The organism is Thalassobacter sp., from assembly GCF_982993085.1.
In genome coordinates this window covers 1-14,046 of the sequence record NZ_CEZFMW010000095.1, presented here as the reverse complement: position 1 = coordinate 14,046, position 14,046 = coordinate 1, and the positions used below count along the sequence as shown (strand labels likewise).

Here is a 14,046-nt window from a genome sequence, read left to right as displayed (position 1 = left end):
GCTCCAGCACCTCCAGCGCCGTTGACCGGTCTTCCCAGCCGAGTTGTTCTAATTCTGGTGTTTCATCCACGGTCTCGGGCCAGCCTACACACAAGTAGGCAACAAATGCCCAGTCCGCAGGCACATCCAGATCGTGGGTTAGTTGGTCAGGGTCTAGGACTGATACCCACCCCATGCCAAGGCCCTTTGCACGGGCTTCAAGCCAAAAAAGTGTAAGGGCTGAAACCACGGAATACCGAAGCATTTCGGGCATGGTTGCTCTACCCAGACCTTTGCCCTTGAGGCCGGTCTCATCGCAAAAGATGGCCAATTGCACCGGCGCCTCGCGCATGCCCGAAAGCTTGAGCGAGGCGTAGGTGTCGGCATCTGCCCCATCGTAAGTCGCCAGCGCATCTGCATTGGCGGCCTCAAAGTTGGCAAGGGCTGCGGCCCTTGCCTGTGGGCTTGCCACGCGTACGATCCGCCAAGGCTCCGAGAGGCCAACAGAGGGGGCAAGCCGAAACGCATCAAGCGCCTCGGCCAGCAGATCCTCTGGTACCGGGTCCGTGCGAAAGCGGCGCACATCACGGCGCCACTTCAACAGGTCCCGGAATTCCCCTTGGAACGCCTGCGAAAACGTCCGCATCTGCCTTACTCGGCAGCAGCTTCCTCAGCGGGTGCAGCAGCAGCTTCGGCAGCCTCAGCAGCTTTGGCAGCTTTTTCTTCAGCGCGTTCCTGAGCGGCTTTGCCCGGTGTACCCTTCTTGGGGTTGTTGCGCTCTTTCTTGGGCAGCACGTCGGCGGCTTCAAGGAAACGCGACACACGGTCGGTGGGCTGGGCGCCTTGGCTCAGCCAGTGCTGAACGCGTTCCATGTTCATTTGCACGCGCTCTTCGCTGTCTTTGGGCAGCAGTGGGTTGTATGTGCCGAGCTTCTCGATGAAGCGGCCATCACGCGCCATGCGGCTGTCAGCAGCAACAATGCGGTAGAAGGGGCGTTTTTTGGAACCGCCGCGGGCGAGCCGGATTTTCATAGCCATGGTGTTTCTCCTATCAATGGCGTTTTCAGACGTATGTGTCTGCTATTTTTGATGTTCTTCGTGGTGTCGGATGACTTCCTGAATGATGAAGTTCAGGAATTTCTTGGCAAACTCGGGGTCTAAATCGGCCTCGGTCGCAAGGGCTTCGAGCCGAGCGATCTGCGTTGCCTCACGGGCCGGATCGCTGGGCGGCAGGTCGTGGGTGGCCTTGAGCCGCCCCACAGCCTGCGTGTGTTTGAAACGCTCGCCCAGTGTGTAGACGAGTATGGCATCGAGCCGGTCGATGCTGCCGCGGTGCTCTGCAAGCACTTCTGCGGCGCGGGTTACGACGTCTTTAGTCAAGAGCGTAGCCTTTCGGTTTGAACGCAGGATCTGCGTAGTGTTCGATTTCCATTTCAATCCCGTGAGCCAGACGTGTGTTGTCCAAGTCTGCAGGGGATGGATGGCGGTAAATCACATCGTGGCCGTCCACGGTTGCCGCATCCTTATCGCGGCGCGCGCCAAGACGCTCGGCCAGCCGGATGCTGTCTAGGTTCTTGGGGTCTAGGTAGCTGACTGCGCCGTCCCAACCGCCATGTTCGTAGAAGTATGTGCGCGCAGCGTTGGTGGCCTCTAGGGCGTAACCTTTGCCAGCGACTTCGGGCCAGATGATCCAAGCAAGCTCTGCCTCAGGCCATCTTGCAGGCTTCCAGCCGCCTGCCATGCCCAAGGTGTCACCAGTTTCACGGTCGTGGATCATCCACATGCCGTAGCCGCGGATTTCCCAATGACCGATTTCAGCGGCATAGAGCATCCAGCTTTCGTATTCATTCAATGGTCCACCCATGAACCGCGCACGATAGCTGGTGAAGGTGGCTTTAAAATTCGGATAATCTTCGGCCTTGGGGCCGCGCAGTTCTAGGCGACGGGTGCGCAGAACCGGGATATCACGGTGACCCATCGATTACACTCCGACCTTGGGGTGACGATAGATGGTCAGCGTGCCAAGCCGAGCATGAGTAAACGTGCCCTCGGGCGTGCAGCCAAGACGTGTGGCCACACGAACAGATGCGTCATTGCCGTTCGCCACAAGGCTGATCGCCGTGTCCCAGCCGAGCGTGTCGTAGGCGTAGGTGCGAGCGGCCTCAGCGGCCTCAGTTGCATAGCCTTTGCCGGTCGCGCCCTCGAAAAGGTCCCAGCCGATTTCCGGCTCGGGCCAACCCAGTGGGGCCCACAACCCGACGCAGCCGATACAGGTGTCGCTGCCCGTTTCGGTCACGGCCCACCGGCCAAAGCCATTTAGGGTCCAGTGCCCGATTTCGCCAGCCAAGGTCCGCCACGATTGCTCTGCGTTCATGGGGCCGCCCACAAAGGATGAGCGTGCATCGGCATAGAATGCCGCGAACGCCTCGGCGTCCTGGGGGCCAAGCGCGCGCAGGGTCAGGCGGTCAGTGGTGAGCCTTGGTGCGATCATCCGCGTGGTCCCCAATACCGGTAAATTCGATTGCCATTCAGGTTACCGCGATGTTTGGCACCCAACCGCTCGGCCAATGAAATGGCGCGGGTGTTGCTGGTGTGGATGTAGCTCACAAGCTCAGGCAGATGTAGTGTGTCGCGCGCATGCAAAAGGGCGGCTTTGCTGGCTTCTTGCGCATACCCGTGGCCTTCGCCATCATCGGTGAAGATAAAGCCCAGCTCGTGGGCTTCATCCCCCGGTTCGGTCCCGATTAGGACAAATCCGATGGGCACGCTATCAGCTGTGACTGTCCAGATGCCATGGCCGCGCAAAACCCAAGTGGCGCACATCTGGGCATAGTCTGCCCATGCGGCGGCGCGGGTTTTTGGGCCGCCAAAATGCTTGCCACGCTCAGAACATGCGATGCTTGCGTACACTTCGAAATCATCAAGGCTGGGCGCGCGGACGGACAAACGCTCAGTCGTTAGGACAGGCAGAGTGGCTGAGGTGAAAAACGCCTGTTCATAGCCACGAGGGGTGACGGGGATGTGTGTCAACAGGGTCATGCGGCGCACCATTTATTGGCGACACCGTGTGCCGTTTGCCCGCATGTCGGGCGTAAGATCGGGGTCAATGTGAGGACGGGCAAAATCACAGACCAAGCGCCTCGGGGGATGCGCCGCTCAGGACGGGGCGCGTGAACGTGCGGTCATAGCGGCGAATGCAGCCCGTCGTTTGGGCGTGGGCATAGGCCCGCTGACATGCGGCGTCGTTGGCCATCTGTGTGCGGTAGTCTTCGTATGCAGCAAGCGACGGGAACGAAAACATAGCCCAAGCCCGGTCATTTGCACCCTCGTGGGGCAGGAAATAGCCGTGGTGCGTGCCGCCCATTGTATTCACCAAATGAATCCATGCTTTTGCATAGATTTCAAAGGCGGGCACCTGATCTGGATCGATCTCATATGTGATCGTGCAGGTGATCATTTCTTTTTGCCAAAACCACTCAAGCCACCGGGCAGGCCGCCCATACCGGCGGGCATTCCGGGCATGCCCTTCATGGCACCCAATTGTTTGCTGGCAGCTTCCAGCGCGGCTGGGTCCATTTGGCTGGGGTCTGGCATTCCGCCGCCTTTGCCCATCATAGCGGCCATGGCTTTCTTCATCATGCCGCCTTTGCCCATCTTCTTCATCATATCCGCCATTTGACGGTGCATCTTCAGCAGCTTGTTCAGCTCAGACACTTCAAGGCCTGCGCCAGCCGCGATCCGCTTTTTGCGGGACGCTTGAAGAACCGCAGGATTGGCGCGCTCTTTCTTGGTCATTGAATTGATGAGAGCGACTTGCCGCTTGAGGATGCCATCATCCATCCCGGCTTTGTCCATTTGCTTGGCCATTTTGCCCATGCCGGGCATCATGCCCATGACGCCTTCCATGCCGCCCATCTTTTGCATCTGTTCCAGCTGGCCCTTCAGGTCGTTCATGTTGAACAGACCCTTCTGGAAGCGCTTCATCATGCGCTCTTGGGCCTCGATCTCCATGGTTTCCTGCGCCTTCTCGACCAGCGCGACGATGTCGCCCATCCCGAGGATGCGGCCCGCGATGCGCGAAGGCTCAAAGGTTTCGATGGCGTCCATCTTTTCGCCGAGGCCAACAAAGCGTATGGGCTTGCCGGTGATGGCGCGCATGGACAGGGCCGCACCACCGCGACCGTCGCCGTCCATCCGGGTCAGGACAACGCCGGTGATCCCGATCTGGCCGTCAAAGTTTTCGGCCGTGTGGACGGCGTCTTGTCCGGTCAGGCCGTCAACCACCAGAAGCGTTTCACGCGGGTTGGCCACGTCACGGACGGCTTCGACCTCTGCCATCAACTGTTCATCGATGGACAAACGCCCGGCGGTGTCCAGCATATAGACATCGAAGCCGCCCAGCGTGGCCTGCTGCTTGGCGCGCTTTGCGATTTGAACGGGGGTCTCACCCTTGACGATTGGCAGGGTTTGAACGCCGATCTGGGTGCCAAGAATGGCCAGCTGTTCCATCGCGGCAGGGCGGTTCACGTCAAGCGAAGCCATCAGCACGCGCTTGCCTTCACGCTCGGTCAGGCGTTTGGCCAGCTTTGCTGTAGTGGTGGTCTTGCCCGAACCCTGTAGGCCGACCATCAGGATCGGAGCAGGCGGGTTGTCGATCTTTAGCTCGCCGGGATCGCCTTCGCCCGAGAGCGTGTTGATCAGCTCATCATGGACGATCTTGATGACCTGCTGCCCGGGCGTCACGGATTTGGTAACGGCAGCGCCGGTCGCCTTGGACGTAACGGCTTTGACGAAATCGCGTGCGACGGGCAGCGAAACGTCAGCCTCTAACAGGGCGACACGGACCTCACGCATAGCGGTGCGGACGTCATCCTCTGAGAGCGCGCCTTGCTTGGTAAGGCGGTCAAAGACACCAGACAGGCGTTCAGAGAGATTTTCAAACATGCCCAAAGGCCCCTTATTCTCGATCAGTTGCCCCAAACATATGGAGCCGCAGCGCAATACACAAACGCCCCCACGGGCGTAACACGCTGGTGGAGGGCGATCCTTGGCACAGAGCCGCAGGACCGGAAGGCAAGCTTCCGGGAATGAATGGCGTGTACGCCGCGATCGTGGGGGAGTCAACCAAAGCCGCGGGAACTGGTTAAGTACGCAGCTGTGTTGAGCAGTGAATTATGGACCATTCGGTCCAGAATCAAAAAGGGCGTCTCGGTTGAGACGCCCTTTTCCATCCGTAGCGAAAGAATCGCTTAGACGATTTCGATGTTAACCGCGCTCTCGCGGCCATCACGGCCAGCTTCAAGCTCAAAGGTAACTTTTGTGTTGTCTGGCAGTTCGCGCAGGCCGGAACGCTCAAGAGCGGAGATGTGGACGAAAACGTCCTTGCCGCCATTTTCAGGAGCGATAAAGCCGAAGCCTTTGGTTGTGTTGAACCATTTTACGGTGCCGTTGGCCATTCCGTGTCTTCCTTATATCATGTTGCCCGCATAAGGCGGCAACCCGGCTGTGTATGCACAAGATCGAATGCGCTGTAGCCGATAGACTGGAGACAGGGTCGATAGAGATAACGTAGCCCCTACCGCATGACAGGTTGACACGAAGGCGTAAAGTGGTTTCGTGAATCTTTACCTGACGTGCTTAATACTTCGGCAAAATTCCGCGGCGATTCCCGTTGTTTCCTGCGTAAATGAACGCAATAGTCGTTTTTGTGTGAACTGTGTGGAGGGTAGCACAATGGCTTTTAATGATTGGGACGAGGTGCGCACCGCATTTCAGGTCGCTCGTAAGGGCACCGTGAGTGGGGCGGCTCAGGTGTTGGGCGTGCACCACGCGACCGTTATCCGCCATATTGATAGCCTTGAGGAAAAGCTGGGCGCCAAGCTGTTCCAGCGCCATGCGCGGGGGTACACTCCGACCGAGGCGGGCGCCGATCTGTTGAATGTTGCCCAAAGCACTGATGACCAATTGAACCAATTGGCCAGCCGTATCCGCGGGCGCGGCGATCAGGTGACCGGTGATTTGGTCATCACGTCCCTTGCGGTGCTTGCGCCGCTTGTCTCACCCGCGCTGGCTGCGTTTCAGGATGAGCACCCCGAAGTTACAATCAAGTTTCTGACGGATGAGCGGTTGTTCAGGCTCGAATACGGTGAGGCCCATGTCGCGATTCGTGCGGGCAACCCGCCGGATCAGCCCGACAATGTGGTTCAGAATTTTTACACGCAGCAGTTTGGGCTATATGCGTCTAAGGAATATGTCGCGCGGTACGGCAAGCCGACGAGCTTTGAGTCGCTGGCGCACCACAAATTTATTGGCAGTGCCGATGACAATCCACGCGCACCGTTTTTCATATGGTTGCATGACAATGTGCCTGCTGAGAACATCACTTATAAGGTGAACCAGATTACTGCCATGCGCCCGGCTATTGAGGCCGGGCTGGGCATTGGGTTCGCTGGTGTGTGGGATCGGAATGACGCGGACGGTCTGGTGCAGGTCTTTCCGCCGATCCCGGAGTGGGAGTCCAAGCTGTGGCTGGTGACGCACGTCGATCTGCATCGGACGCCCAAGGTGCAAACCTTCGTTCGGTTCTTGAAGGAATACGCGAAGTCCTGGCCCGCCTAATCTGCGTCAGGCAGTTCGGCCTGCAAGAACCGTTCAAACGCGTCGAGGTTCACGGCCTCGAACTGACCAAAGCTCTGCATCCACACGGAGGCGTCGCGCAGCGCTTCTGGCTCTAACTTGCACCATTTGACCCGGCCGCGTTTTTCTTGGGTAATAAGGCCAGCCCGGGTCAGGATCATCAGGTGCTTGGAAACCGCAGCGAGCGACATCTCGAACGGTTCGGCCACGTCTGTCACGGCCATGTCGTCCTCCAGCAGCATCGCAAGGATCGCGCGGCGCGTGGAGTCCGAAAGGGCCGAAAATATTGTGTCGAGGGTGTTGCTCATGTGCCCTGCCTGCCAGTAGTGCGGGGGTTAATCAATTGCAAATCAGACGATAATCAACCAAAGCGTTGAATATGCCGTGACTGCTTTCTGGGGTGCGACAGGATGGCCTCTTTGATCGAAGTATCGTGTTATCAATAACTTACGAATGTTTTATGTGCGTTGACTCTGTAGTCGCCTCTGTTAGCTTCCGCTCAAACTTCTAGGGGGTTGGCGCGCATGTCCGATGGACCTGATCCAGACCGACTGGCTGAGCTTGAGGCGCGTATCAAAGCGGCCAAGGGTGACGCAGGCGCCGATCACATGGAAGAGCACTATTCGCAAGCGCAACATGCGTGGCGAATGGTGACGGAGCTGGTCGCGGGTCTCGGGATTGGGTTCGGCATAGGATACGGGCTCGACGCCGCTTTGGGGACCACCCCATGGTTGATGTTGGTCTTCACCATTCTGGGCCTTGTGGCTGGGGTGAAAACCATGATCAGCACTGCGCAGGAGCTACAGAAGAAAACCATGGCGCACCAAAGTGATGCGTCGGATGAGAGCGAAGGAAAGTAGTCTTGGCAGACGCAAAAGAAACTGGTGGCCTTGTCTTTCACCCCATGGATCAGTTCATCGTCAAGCCGCTCGGCGGTTCGGCTGGTGATGCAGTAGGCATGCTCACGATCACCAACTCCACGCTTTGGCTGGGTCTGGCCGTACTAGCAACGATCGCGTTGTTCGTTCTGGGCACACGTGGCCGGGCAATCATTCCATCGCGGACACAGTCCATTGCAGAGCTTGCTTACGGTTTCGTGTACAGGATGGTCGAAGATGTTACTGGCAAAGATGGCGTGAAGTACTTCCCGTACATCTTTACACTGTTCGTGTTCATCCTGTTCTCGAACTTTCTCGCGCTGATCCCAATGTCTTTCTCGCCGACGTCGCAGATTGCCGTAACAGCGGTACTCGGCTTTGGGGTGTTTTTCACCGTGACGGCGATTGGTTTCATCAAAAATGGTGCAAGCTTCCTGAGCTTGTTCTGGGTGTCGTCCGCGCCATTGGCGTTGCGGCCGATCTTGGCGGTCATCGAAGTGATCTCTTACTTCGTGCGCCCCGTGAGTCACTCTATTCGTTTGGCTGGCAACATCATGGCGGGTCACGCCGTGCTTAAGGTGTTTGCAGGCTTTGCTGCGCTTGTAGCTGTGTCGCCTATCGCCATCTTTGGCGTTGTCGCAATCTACGCGCTGGAGGTGCTCGTGTCTGGCATCCAAGCCTACGTGTTTACTATTCTGACGTGCGTGTACCTCAAGGACGCACTTCACCCGCATCACTAAGAACGTTCAGCAGGAAATCCTGCTGCGCATACGACTAAACTTCCAATCGTAAGGAGAATTCTCATGGAAGGTGAACTCGCACACATCGGCGCTGGCCTGGCTGCAATCGGTTCTGGCGCTGCTGCTATCGGTGTTGGCAACGTTGCTGGCAACTTCCTTGCCGGCGCACTGCGCAACCCATCTGCTGCTGGTGGTCAAACCGCCACGCTCTTCATCGGCATCGCTTTCGCAGAAGCACTGGGGATCTTCTCGTTCCTCGTCGCTCTGCTTCTGATGTTCGCCGTCTAAGCACTTCAGGTATCCTTACGCGCGGTGGGGCATTCGCTTGCCCCACCGTTGACAGAGGTTTCCCCTAGGAGAGCCCAATGGCAACCGAGACCACTACATCCACTAGCGCTTGCGTGGACGCCTCCGGCGGCGCAATCGGGATGCCCCAACTGTGCCCAGAGTGGTTCACAAACCAGATTTTTTGGTTGGTGATCGCCCTGCTGGTTATCTTCTTCGTGCTGTCGAAGATCGCTCTGCCCCGCATTGCTGCGGTACTGGCAGAACGCTCAGGCACGATTTCAAATGATTTGGCATCCGCCGAAGACCTGAAGCGTAAAGCTGTTGAAGCTGAAGAAGCGTACAACAAGGCTCTGGCTGATGCCCGTGCCGAAGCGCAGAGCATCGCCGCCCAAACACGTGCCGAAATTAAGGCCGATTTGGATGATGCTATCGCGAAGGCCGACGCCGAGATTGCCGCCAAGGCTGCCGAAGGTGAAGCAAAGATCGCCGAGATCCGCGCCGGTGCCATGGAAAGCGTATCTGAGGTGGCCAAAGACGTCGCCGCAGAGATCGTAACAGCGCTTGGCCAGACAGCAGACGCAAAAACCGTTGGCGATGCCGTCGCGGCCCGGCTGAAGGGATAAGATAATGAAACGTATGAGTGTTCTTATCACCCTGCTGGCCACGACACCTGCTTTCGCAGCCAAAGGCCCGTTCTTTTCGCTTGGAAACACCGACTTCGTTGTTTCCATCGGCTTCCTCGCGTTCATCGGGGTGCTGTTCTACTTCAAAGTTCCAGGCATGCTGATGGGTATGCTGGATCAGCGCGCTGCTGGCATCCAGTCTGACCTTGATGAGGCCCGTGCACTTCGTGAAGAGGCTCAGTCGATCCTTGCTGAGTATGAGCGCAAGGCTGCTGAGACCAAAGATCAAGCCGAAGCGATCGTCAAAGCGGCCCGCGAAGAGGCAGCCGCCGCCGCGGACCAAGCAAAAGCCGATTTGGCCACGTCTGTGACGCGCCGTCTGGCTGCTGCGCAGGACCAAATCGCGAGTGCTGAGGCATCCGCCGTCAAGGAAGTGCGTGACACTGCCGTGACCGTGGCTATTGCCGTCGCGGGCGAAGTTGTTGCGAAACAGCTCAAAGCCGCTGACGCAAATGCGATGATCGAAGAGTCGATCAAATCTGTTGGCGCCAAGCTGCACTAAGTCAGACTTACAAGAAATTCAGAACGCGTCCCGCCAGCCAGCGGGGCGCGTTTTGCGTTGTGACGGTGTTTTTATGTCCCGCGGGGTTTCGCCCGGAGGGTCGGGTCCGCCTGAGTTGGATCCTCTGGCCACGGGTGGCGCGGATAGCGGCCGCGCATGTCCTTGCGAACATCCGCATATGACGTCGCCCAAAACCCCGGCAGGTCTTGGGTCACTTGAACGGGCTTTTGTCCCGGTGACAACAGAACCATCCGCAGAGGTGTTTGGTCCGGCCCGGTACACGGGTGTCGTGTTTCACCAAACATTTCTTGTAGCCGCAAGGACACTTCGGGCGTGCCGCTCGCGTAATCGATTGGCACTTGGCGTCCCATTGGCGAGGTATAATGCGCCGGTGCGAGTTGAGCCATGCGCTGGCTGTCCTCCCAGCCCAACCATGCGTTTAGCGCTTCTGTTGGGTCGAACTGCTTAAGGTCGGCCGCTGTGCGTTTGCCACCGATATAGGGCAGCGCCCAATCTTCCAGCGTTCCGATCAGCGCTTCGTCGGTAATATCCCGCACCTGAGAAATAGCGATGCGCGCGCGTAATCTTTTGGCTTTGGGTGTCCAGTTCAAACAGTCTAACCCAAGATCGCGGATGCCCTCTAACAAGGCCTCTGCGATGTTTTCGGTTGGGGCGTCGGGCCAAGTTTGATCACTCAAGACCAACGCCATGAACCGCTCTTGCCGTCGTGCTTGTACCCGGCGCGCGCGGCTATCCCATTGGCAGATGTTTTGCCATGTGATGGCATCCCCGTGCGTGGCGCGCAGTTCGGCTTCACTGAGAGCGAGGGCTTGGCGCACACGCGCCTCTCGGCGGTCGCCATCCACGTCGAGGGCTACGATAAGGCGCGCGGCCGATAGGCTATCGCCCCCTTCCATTCGAGCTCCGGTGCCGCCTGACAAGTGCCAGCGGGGCGCATCGCCCGAGCGCCGCAGCCCGATCCGGTCAGGGTACGCTCGGGCGGCTTGTTGTGCAGGGCTTTGCCCTGCATCTCCGGCTTCAAACCGTTGCAGCCGCTTGGCTTCTTTGCGCAGGCGACTAAGCGCGGGATCGGCCCGGCCCGTACTGATCGCGTCCAGCCGTGTCTGTGTATCGACGCCAGCCCCATGGAGCGGGTCCCGATCCGATAACAAAGCAGCGAGTGTGGCACTGCCCGTCCCACCGGTGAGGACCATGTGACCCAAGCGTGGATGCAGCGGCAGCTTTGCCAAGGCGCGGCCATGTGCCGTGATCTGCCCATCGTGGATCGCGCCAAGTGACGCCAGAAGGGCTTGTGCTTCCCGCAGGGCGCCTTCTGGTGGTGGCGTCAGAAACGCCAAGCCAGTCCCATCCGGCACGCCCCACAGCGCGAGGTCGAGCGCAAGGCCCGTCAGGTCAGCAGCAGCAATCTCAGGTGGTGGAAAAGCTGCAAGCGCGCCCTCTTCGCCCTTGGTCCAGTGTCGGTAACATGTACCAGCGGCAACACGGCCCGCACGTCCTGCGCGCTGCGTGGCCTCGGCCTTTGTAACGCGTTCGGTAACCAATTGGCTCATGCCGCGCGATGGGTCGAACCGCGCGCGGCGTGCGCGCCCACCATCAACGACCACACGAATGTCCGGCAGCGTCAAAGAGGTCTCGGCTATCGCCGTCGACAGGACCAGATGACGGCCGACCTTGGGTGGGCGGGTCGCGGCTTGTTGGTCCTTGAAGGGCATTGCGCCGTACAGCTTATGTAGTGTGACATCAGACGGCAGCGCGCCCAGCGCTTGGGCCACTCTGTTGATTTCTCCCACACCGGGCAGAAAGACGAGGCAGGAGCCTTCGGGGACGTCCTCTAGTGCGCGATGTACTAATCCGGCCATCGCGGCCTCATAGCGTTGGCCTTGGGGTACGGGACGATCGCGGTGTCGAATATCAACCGCAAAGGCGCGGCCTTCTGCCGTTAGGATCGGGGCATCGTCCAACATCGCGGCGACAGGTGCTGCATCCAGCGTGGCGGACATTACAACGATCTGCAGGTCATCGCGGAACGCGCCGCGAACCTCCCACGTCAGCGCGAGCCCTAGGTCCGCCGTGAGGGACCGTTCGTGAAACTCATCAAAGATGACCACATCGACGCCGGGCAGGTCTGGTTCTGATTGAAGCATCGCGGTCAGAATGCCCTCGGTGATGACTTCGATCCGAGTGTCTTTTGAGACCTGCGCATCGCCACGCATCCGATAGCCGACGGTTTGGCCCAGTGGCTCACCCAGCGTTTCGGCCATGCGTGCGGCGGCTCCACGGGCGGCCAGACGACGCGGCTCTAGCATGAGGATTTTGCCCGCTACATCGGGCAGTAATGCCAATGGCACGCGCGTGGTTTTCCCGGCCCCCGGTGGGGCCTGAAGCACGGCGCGCCCTGTTCTGCGCAACGCGGCGCGCAGGTCTGGCAAAATGGTGTCGATTGGAAGGTCGGTCATCGGCGGCGCAGCACGGCGTCTCCGTATACTGTGGGGACCCGAACTTCGCTCACCCGTAGTTTGTCGGCCACGGGCTGTAGTTTTAGCGTCATTGGAAAGACCGATCGTTCCGCCAAATCCTCAGGCGAAAATCCACCCAATCGTTTGTAGTTTCCTGTGCAGGTGGCGGTTCCATCCGCTTGGACAATTGGTGCGCCAAGCGTCAGCTGCGTCCTGCGGCGACCATCAAACAAGGTCAGGCTGGTATTGCAGGCACTGTCGCGGGGTTGGTCACGCAATACGGCAAAAATCGCCGTAAGAGGGTCAATCGTGCCGCCCTGGGTTGCGGGATCAAGGTCATAGGGGGCCGGGCCGCGTGGTGGTGTGATCTCGGGCGGGCGGGGTACGCCAGCCCTATAGGACATCTCCGCACGGGCCCTGCGACCCCGGCGGTCGGTGTCTTGGCTGTAAAAACTGGGTCGGAACCCCTTGGATGTCACTGTTCCGCGCGCGGTTGCATCGTAGCGAAAGGTCAGAAGGGCCGCGACGATCCCGGTGCTCTGGACCTTGCCGGCCACCGCATACAGCCCGCCGGCCTGTTCAGCCTTAAACACCAACTGACCCGCGGGAATACCACGCAGGATCACGTCGAAACGGCCCTCATCTACCATCTGGGCGTGCAGGGGCAGGCCTAGCAGGCTGAGAACAAGGGCAATCGCGAGGGTGTGTCGCATCAAAAGCGTTCCTTTCGCCGTGCAGATGCACTGGACTTTCTGCGGCTAGACAAGGCAGGTATCTCCGGGAGGGTCAACCAAAAGGCCCGTGAACTGGGCGAAAGCCTGCCGCAAAGGACATATTTCGTGAACGACGCCGATCTTGCGCCCGACCCGCTGTTGCAGCCTGTTTTGCAAGGGCAGCGCCGTTCATTGGCCCGTGCGATTACCCTTGTCGAAAGTACCCGGCCTGATCATCGCCGCCGTGCAACTGCTCTGTTAGAGGCGCTGCGGGGCCATGGGCGGGAAAGCCTACGCATTGGGCTTTCTGGAACCCCGGGTGTCGGCAAATCCACTTTTATCGAGGCTTTTGGCCTGATGCTGACAGGACAAGGTCTGCGGGTGGCTGTTTTGGCGGTGGATCCGTCCAGCACACGTTCAGGTGGCTCGATCCTAGGGGACAAAACCCGGATGGAGCGGCTGTCGCGGGACCCGCTCGCGTTTATTCGGCCCTCGCCTTCGTTGTCACATCTGGGTGGGGTGTCGCGCCGCACCCGTGAGGCGGTCGCGCTGTGTGAAGCGGCTGGGTTTGATGTCGTGTTGATTGAAACCGTGGGCGTTGGCCAGTCTGAGACGATGGTCGCTGAAATGTGCGACCTGTTCACGCTGTTGATGGCGCCTGCAGGTGGGGATGAATTGCAGGGCGTCAAGCGCGGGATCATGGAGATCGCTGACCTGATTCTAGTCAATAAGGCAGACGGTGATCTAAAACCTGCCGCCAGCCGCACCGTGGCTGACTACGCGGGTGCATTGCGGCTGTTGCGCAAGCGGGCGCAGGACCCTGAGGGTTATCCCAAGGCGTTGCCTGTTTCCGCTTTGGCCGAAGAGGGGTTGACGGGGGCATGGGCCGATATGCTGCATCTCGCAGAGTGGCGCCGCGCCGAGGGGCACTGGGCCAAGCGTCGTGCGGCACAGGCAACCCATTGGTTTGAGGAAGAAGTTCGCAGCGGTTTGTTGGCGCAATTGACAGATAATACGCAAGCACGCAGTCAGATGGCTGCTCTGGCGGGGCAAGTAGCGGATGGGCAGCAGTCACCAGATGCAGCAGCTGCGCTGATGTTGGCGTATTTGCGGGGTGAATCGCTTGACAGCCCCCCGCAGAGAGCCTAGT

Annotated in this window: 19 protein-coding genes; 7 read left to right on the top strand and 12 right to left on the bottom strand. The window is 59.2% G+C overall.

Annotated elements, in window-relative coordinates; all coding sequences use genetic code 11:
- From bluB to AC4GMC_RS13615, 9 genes are all read right to left on the bottom strand, one after another.
- The coding region (gene bluB / locus AC4GMC_RS13655) for a 5,6-dimethylbenzimidazole synthase (protein ID WP_490391461.1) at positions 1 to 625 on the bottom strand (625 nt) is incomplete at its 3' end.
- Positions 626 to 630: 5 nt separating this feature from the next.
- The gene (gene rpsP, locus AC4GMC_RS13650; protein ID WP_038004126.1) at positions 631 to 1,017 is read right to left on the bottom strand and encodes a 30S ribosomal protein S16; all 387 of its coding nucleotides are present in this window, start codon (positions 1,015 to 1,017) and stop codon (positions 631 to 633) included.
- A 42-nt stretch (positions 1,018 to 1,059) separates the two neighbouring features.
- Positions 1,060 to 1,359: a chorismate mutase gene (locus AC4GMC_RS13645; protein ID WP_487877319.1), complete on the bottom strand. Its 300-nt coding sequence runs from the start codon at positions 1,357 to 1,359 to the stop codon at positions 1,060 to 1,062.
- Complete coding sequence (locus AC4GMC_RS13640) at positions 1,352 to 1,957, bottom strand: GNAT family N-acetyltransferase (RefSeq protein ID WP_487877318.1); 606 nt, start codon at positions 1,955 to 1,957, stop codon at positions 1,352 to 1,354. Before AC4GMC_RS13640 ends, AC4GMC_RS13645 begins: the two co-directional genes overlap by 8 nt.
- A 3-nt stretch (positions 1,958 to 1,960) precedes the next feature.
- The gene (locus AC4GMC_RS13635; RefSeq protein ID WP_487877317.1) at positions 1,961 to 2,470 is read right to left on the bottom strand and encodes a GNAT family N-acetyltransferase; all 510 of its coding nucleotides are present in this window, start codon (positions 2,468 to 2,470) and stop codon (positions 1,961 to 1,963) included.
- On the bottom strand, positions 2,467 to 3,018 hold the full coding sequence (locus AC4GMC_RS13630) for a GNAT family N-acetyltransferase (RefSeq protein WP_487877316.1): 552 nt from the start codon (positions 3,016 to 3,018) through the stop codon (positions 2,467 to 2,469). The genes AC4GMC_RS13635 and AC4GMC_RS13630 overlap by 4 nt, the downstream gene beginning before the upstream one ends.
- Positions 3,019 to 3,103: 85 nt before the next feature.
- Positions 3,104 to 3,436, bottom strand: coding sequence for an NIPSNAP family protein (locus AC4GMC_RS13625; protein WP_487877315.1), 333 nt, complete (start codon positions 3,434 to 3,436; stop codon positions 3,104 to 3,106).
- Positions 3,433 to 4,923 carry a signal recognition particle protein gene (gene ffh / locus AC4GMC_RS13620; protein ID WP_487877314.1) on the bottom strand — a complete coding sequence of 497 codons (1,491 nt, stop codon included), beginning with the start codon at positions 4,921 to 4,923 and terminating at the stop codon, positions 3,433 to 3,435. Before ffh ends, AC4GMC_RS13625 begins: the two co-directional genes overlap by 4 nt.
- A gap of 305 nt (positions 4,924 to 5,228) precedes the next feature.
- Entirely contained in the window at positions 5,229 to 5,435 is a 207-nt protein-coding gene (locus AC4GMC_RS13615; RefSeq protein WP_038004137.1) for a cold-shock protein, read from the bottom strand.
- A gap of 277 nt (positions 5,436 to 5,712) precedes the next feature.
- On the opposite strand from AC4GMC_RS13615, the gene AC4GMC_RS13610 reads away from it, so the two are divergent.
- Positions 5,713 to 6,597: a LysR family transcriptional regulator gene (locus AC4GMC_RS13610; RefSeq protein WP_487877313.1), complete on the top strand. Its 885-nt coding sequence runs from the start codon at positions 5,713 to 5,715 to the stop codon at positions 6,595 to 6,597.
- On the opposite strand, the gene AC4GMC_RS13605 is transcribed toward AC4GMC_RS13610, so the two are convergent.
- Complete coding sequence (locus tag AC4GMC_RS13605) at positions 6,594 to 6,923, bottom strand: ArsR/SmtB family transcription factor (protein ID WP_487877312.1); 330 nt, start codon at positions 6,921 to 6,923, stop codon at positions 6,594 to 6,596. The two genes, AC4GMC_RS13610 and AC4GMC_RS13605, sit on opposite strands and share 4 nt — an antisense overlap.
- 216 nt (positions 6,924 to 7,139) lie before the next feature.
- Here AC4GMC_RS13605 and AC4GMC_RS13600 point away from each other — a divergent pair, with 216 nt between their 5' ends.
- From AC4GMC_RS13600 to AC4GMC_RS13580, 5 genes are all read left to right on the top strand, one after another.
- Positions 7,140 to 7,475 carry an AtpZ/AtpI family protein gene (locus AC4GMC_RS13600; protein ID WP_487877311.1) on the top strand — a complete coding sequence of 112 codons (336 nt, stop codon included), beginning with the start codon at positions 7,140 to 7,142 and terminating at the stop codon, positions 7,473 to 7,475.
- Positions 7,476 to 7,519: 44 nt separating this feature from the next.
- Positions 7,520 to 8,233: a F0F1 ATP synthase subunit A gene (locus AC4GMC_RS13595; RefSeq protein ID WP_487877323.1), complete on the top strand. Its 714-nt coding sequence runs from the start codon at positions 7,520 to 7,522 to the stop codon at positions 8,231 to 8,233.
- Between the two features lie 63 nt (positions 8,234 to 8,296).
- The gene (locus tag AC4GMC_RS13590) at positions 8,297 to 8,521 is read left to right on the top strand and encodes a F0F1 ATP synthase subunit C (RefSeq protein WP_487877310.1); all 225 of its coding nucleotides are present in this window, start codon (positions 8,297 to 8,299) and stop codon (positions 8,519 to 8,521) included.
- A gap of 77 nt (positions 8,522 to 8,598) precedes the next feature.
- Complete coding sequence (locus AC4GMC_RS13585) at positions 8,599 to 9,144, top strand: F0F1 ATP synthase subunit B' (RefSeq protein ID WP_487879183.1); 546 nt, start codon at positions 8,599 to 8,601, stop codon at positions 9,142 to 9,144.
- A gap of 4 nt (positions 9,145 to 9,148) precedes the next feature.
- Entirely contained in the window at positions 9,149 to 9,706 is a 558-nt protein-coding gene (locus tag AC4GMC_RS13580) for a F0F1 ATP synthase subunit B (protein WP_487878397.1), read from the top strand.
- 71 nt (positions 9,707 to 9,777) lie between these two features.
- Here the strand turns inward: AC4GMC_RS13580 and hrpB are convergent, their stop codons facing one another.
- Positions 9,778 to 12,183: an ATP-dependent helicase HrpB gene (gene hrpB / locus AC4GMC_RS13575; RefSeq protein ID WP_487878396.1), complete on the bottom strand. Its 2,406-nt coding sequence runs from the start codon at positions 12,181 to 12,183 to the stop codon at positions 9,778 to 9,780.
- Positions 12,180 to 12,896 carry a DUF3108 domain-containing protein gene (locus AC4GMC_RS13570; RefSeq protein WP_487879181.1) on the bottom strand — a complete coding sequence of 239 codons (717 nt, stop codon included), beginning with the start codon at positions 12,894 to 12,896 and terminating at the stop codon, positions 12,180 to 12,182. The genes hrpB and AC4GMC_RS13570 overlap by 4 nt, the downstream gene beginning before the upstream one ends.
- 126 nt (positions 12,897 to 13,022) lie before the next feature.
- Here AC4GMC_RS13570 and meaB point away from each other — a divergent pair, with 126 nt between their 5' ends.
- A complete protein-coding gene (meaB, locus tag AC4GMC_RS13565; protein WP_487879180.1) occupies positions 13,023 to 14,045 on the top strand; it encodes a methylmalonyl Co-A mutase-associated GTPase MeaB in 1,023 nt (340 codons plus the stop codon).
- Position 14,046: the final 1 nt, after the last annotated feature.

Bases quoted from the DNA above. Each gene is read 5' to 3' on its own strand.
- rpsP (WP_038004126.1), bottom strand. From the start codon at position 1,017: ATGGCTATGAAAATCCGGCTCGCCCGCGGCGGTTCCAAAAAACGCCCC.
- AC4GMC_RS13640 (WP_487877318.1), bottom strand. From the start codon at position 1,957: ATGGGTCACCGTGATATCCCGGTTCTGCGCACCCGTCGCCTAGAACTG.
- AC4GMC_RS13635 (WP_487877317.1), bottom strand. From the start codon at position 2,470: ATGATCGCACCAAGGCTCACCACTGACCGCCTGACCCTGCGCGCGCTT.
- AC4GMC_RS13630 (WP_487877316.1), bottom strand. From the start codon at position 3,018: ATGACCCTGTTGACACACATCCCCGTCACCCCTCGTGGCTATGAACAG.
- AC4GMC_RS13625 (WP_487877315.1), bottom strand. From the start codon at position 3,436: ATGATCACCTGCACGATCACATATGAGATCGATCCAGATCAGGTGCCC.
- ffh (WP_487877314.1), bottom strand. From the start codon at position 4,923: ATGTTTGAAAATCTCTCTGAACGCCTGTCTGGTGTCTTTGACCGCCTT.
- AC4GMC_RS13615 (WP_038004137.1), bottom strand. From the start codon at position 5,435: ATGGCCAACGGCACCGTAAAATGGTTCAACACAACCAAAGGCTTCGGC.
- AC4GMC_RS13610 (WP_487877313.1), top strand. From the start codon at position 5,713: ATGGCTTTTAATGATTGGGACGAGGTGCGCACCGCATTTCAGGTCGCT.
- AC4GMC_RS13605 (WP_487877312.1), bottom strand. From the start codon at position 6,923: ATGAGCAACACCCTCGACACAATATTTTCGGCCCTTTCGGACTCCACG.
- AC4GMC_RS13600 (WP_487877311.1), top strand. From the start codon at position 7,140: ATGTCCGATGGACCTGATCCAGACCGACTGGCTGAGCTTGAGGCGCGT.
- AC4GMC_RS13595 (WP_487877323.1), top strand. From the start codon at position 7,520: ATGGATCAGTTCATCGTCAAGCCGCTCGGCGGTTCGGCTGGTGATGCA.
- AC4GMC_RS13590 (WP_487877310.1), top strand. From the start codon at position 8,297: ATGGAAGGTGAACTCGCACACATCGGCGCTGGCCTGGCTGCAATCGGT.
- AC4GMC_RS13585 (WP_487879183.1), top strand. From the start codon at position 8,599: ATGGCAACCGAGACCACTACATCCACTAGCGCTTGCGTGGACGCCTCC.
- AC4GMC_RS13580 (WP_487878397.1), top strand. From the start codon at position 9,149: ATGAAACGTATGAGTGTTCTTATCACCCTGCTGGCCACGACACCTGCT.
- hrpB (WP_487878396.1), bottom strand. From the start codon at position 12,183: ATGACCGACCTTCCAATCGACACCATTTTGCCAGACCTGCGCGCCGCG.
- AC4GMC_RS13570 (WP_487879181.1), bottom strand. From the start codon at position 12,896: ATGCGACACACCCTCGCGATTGCCCTTGTTCTCAGCCTGCTAGGCCTG.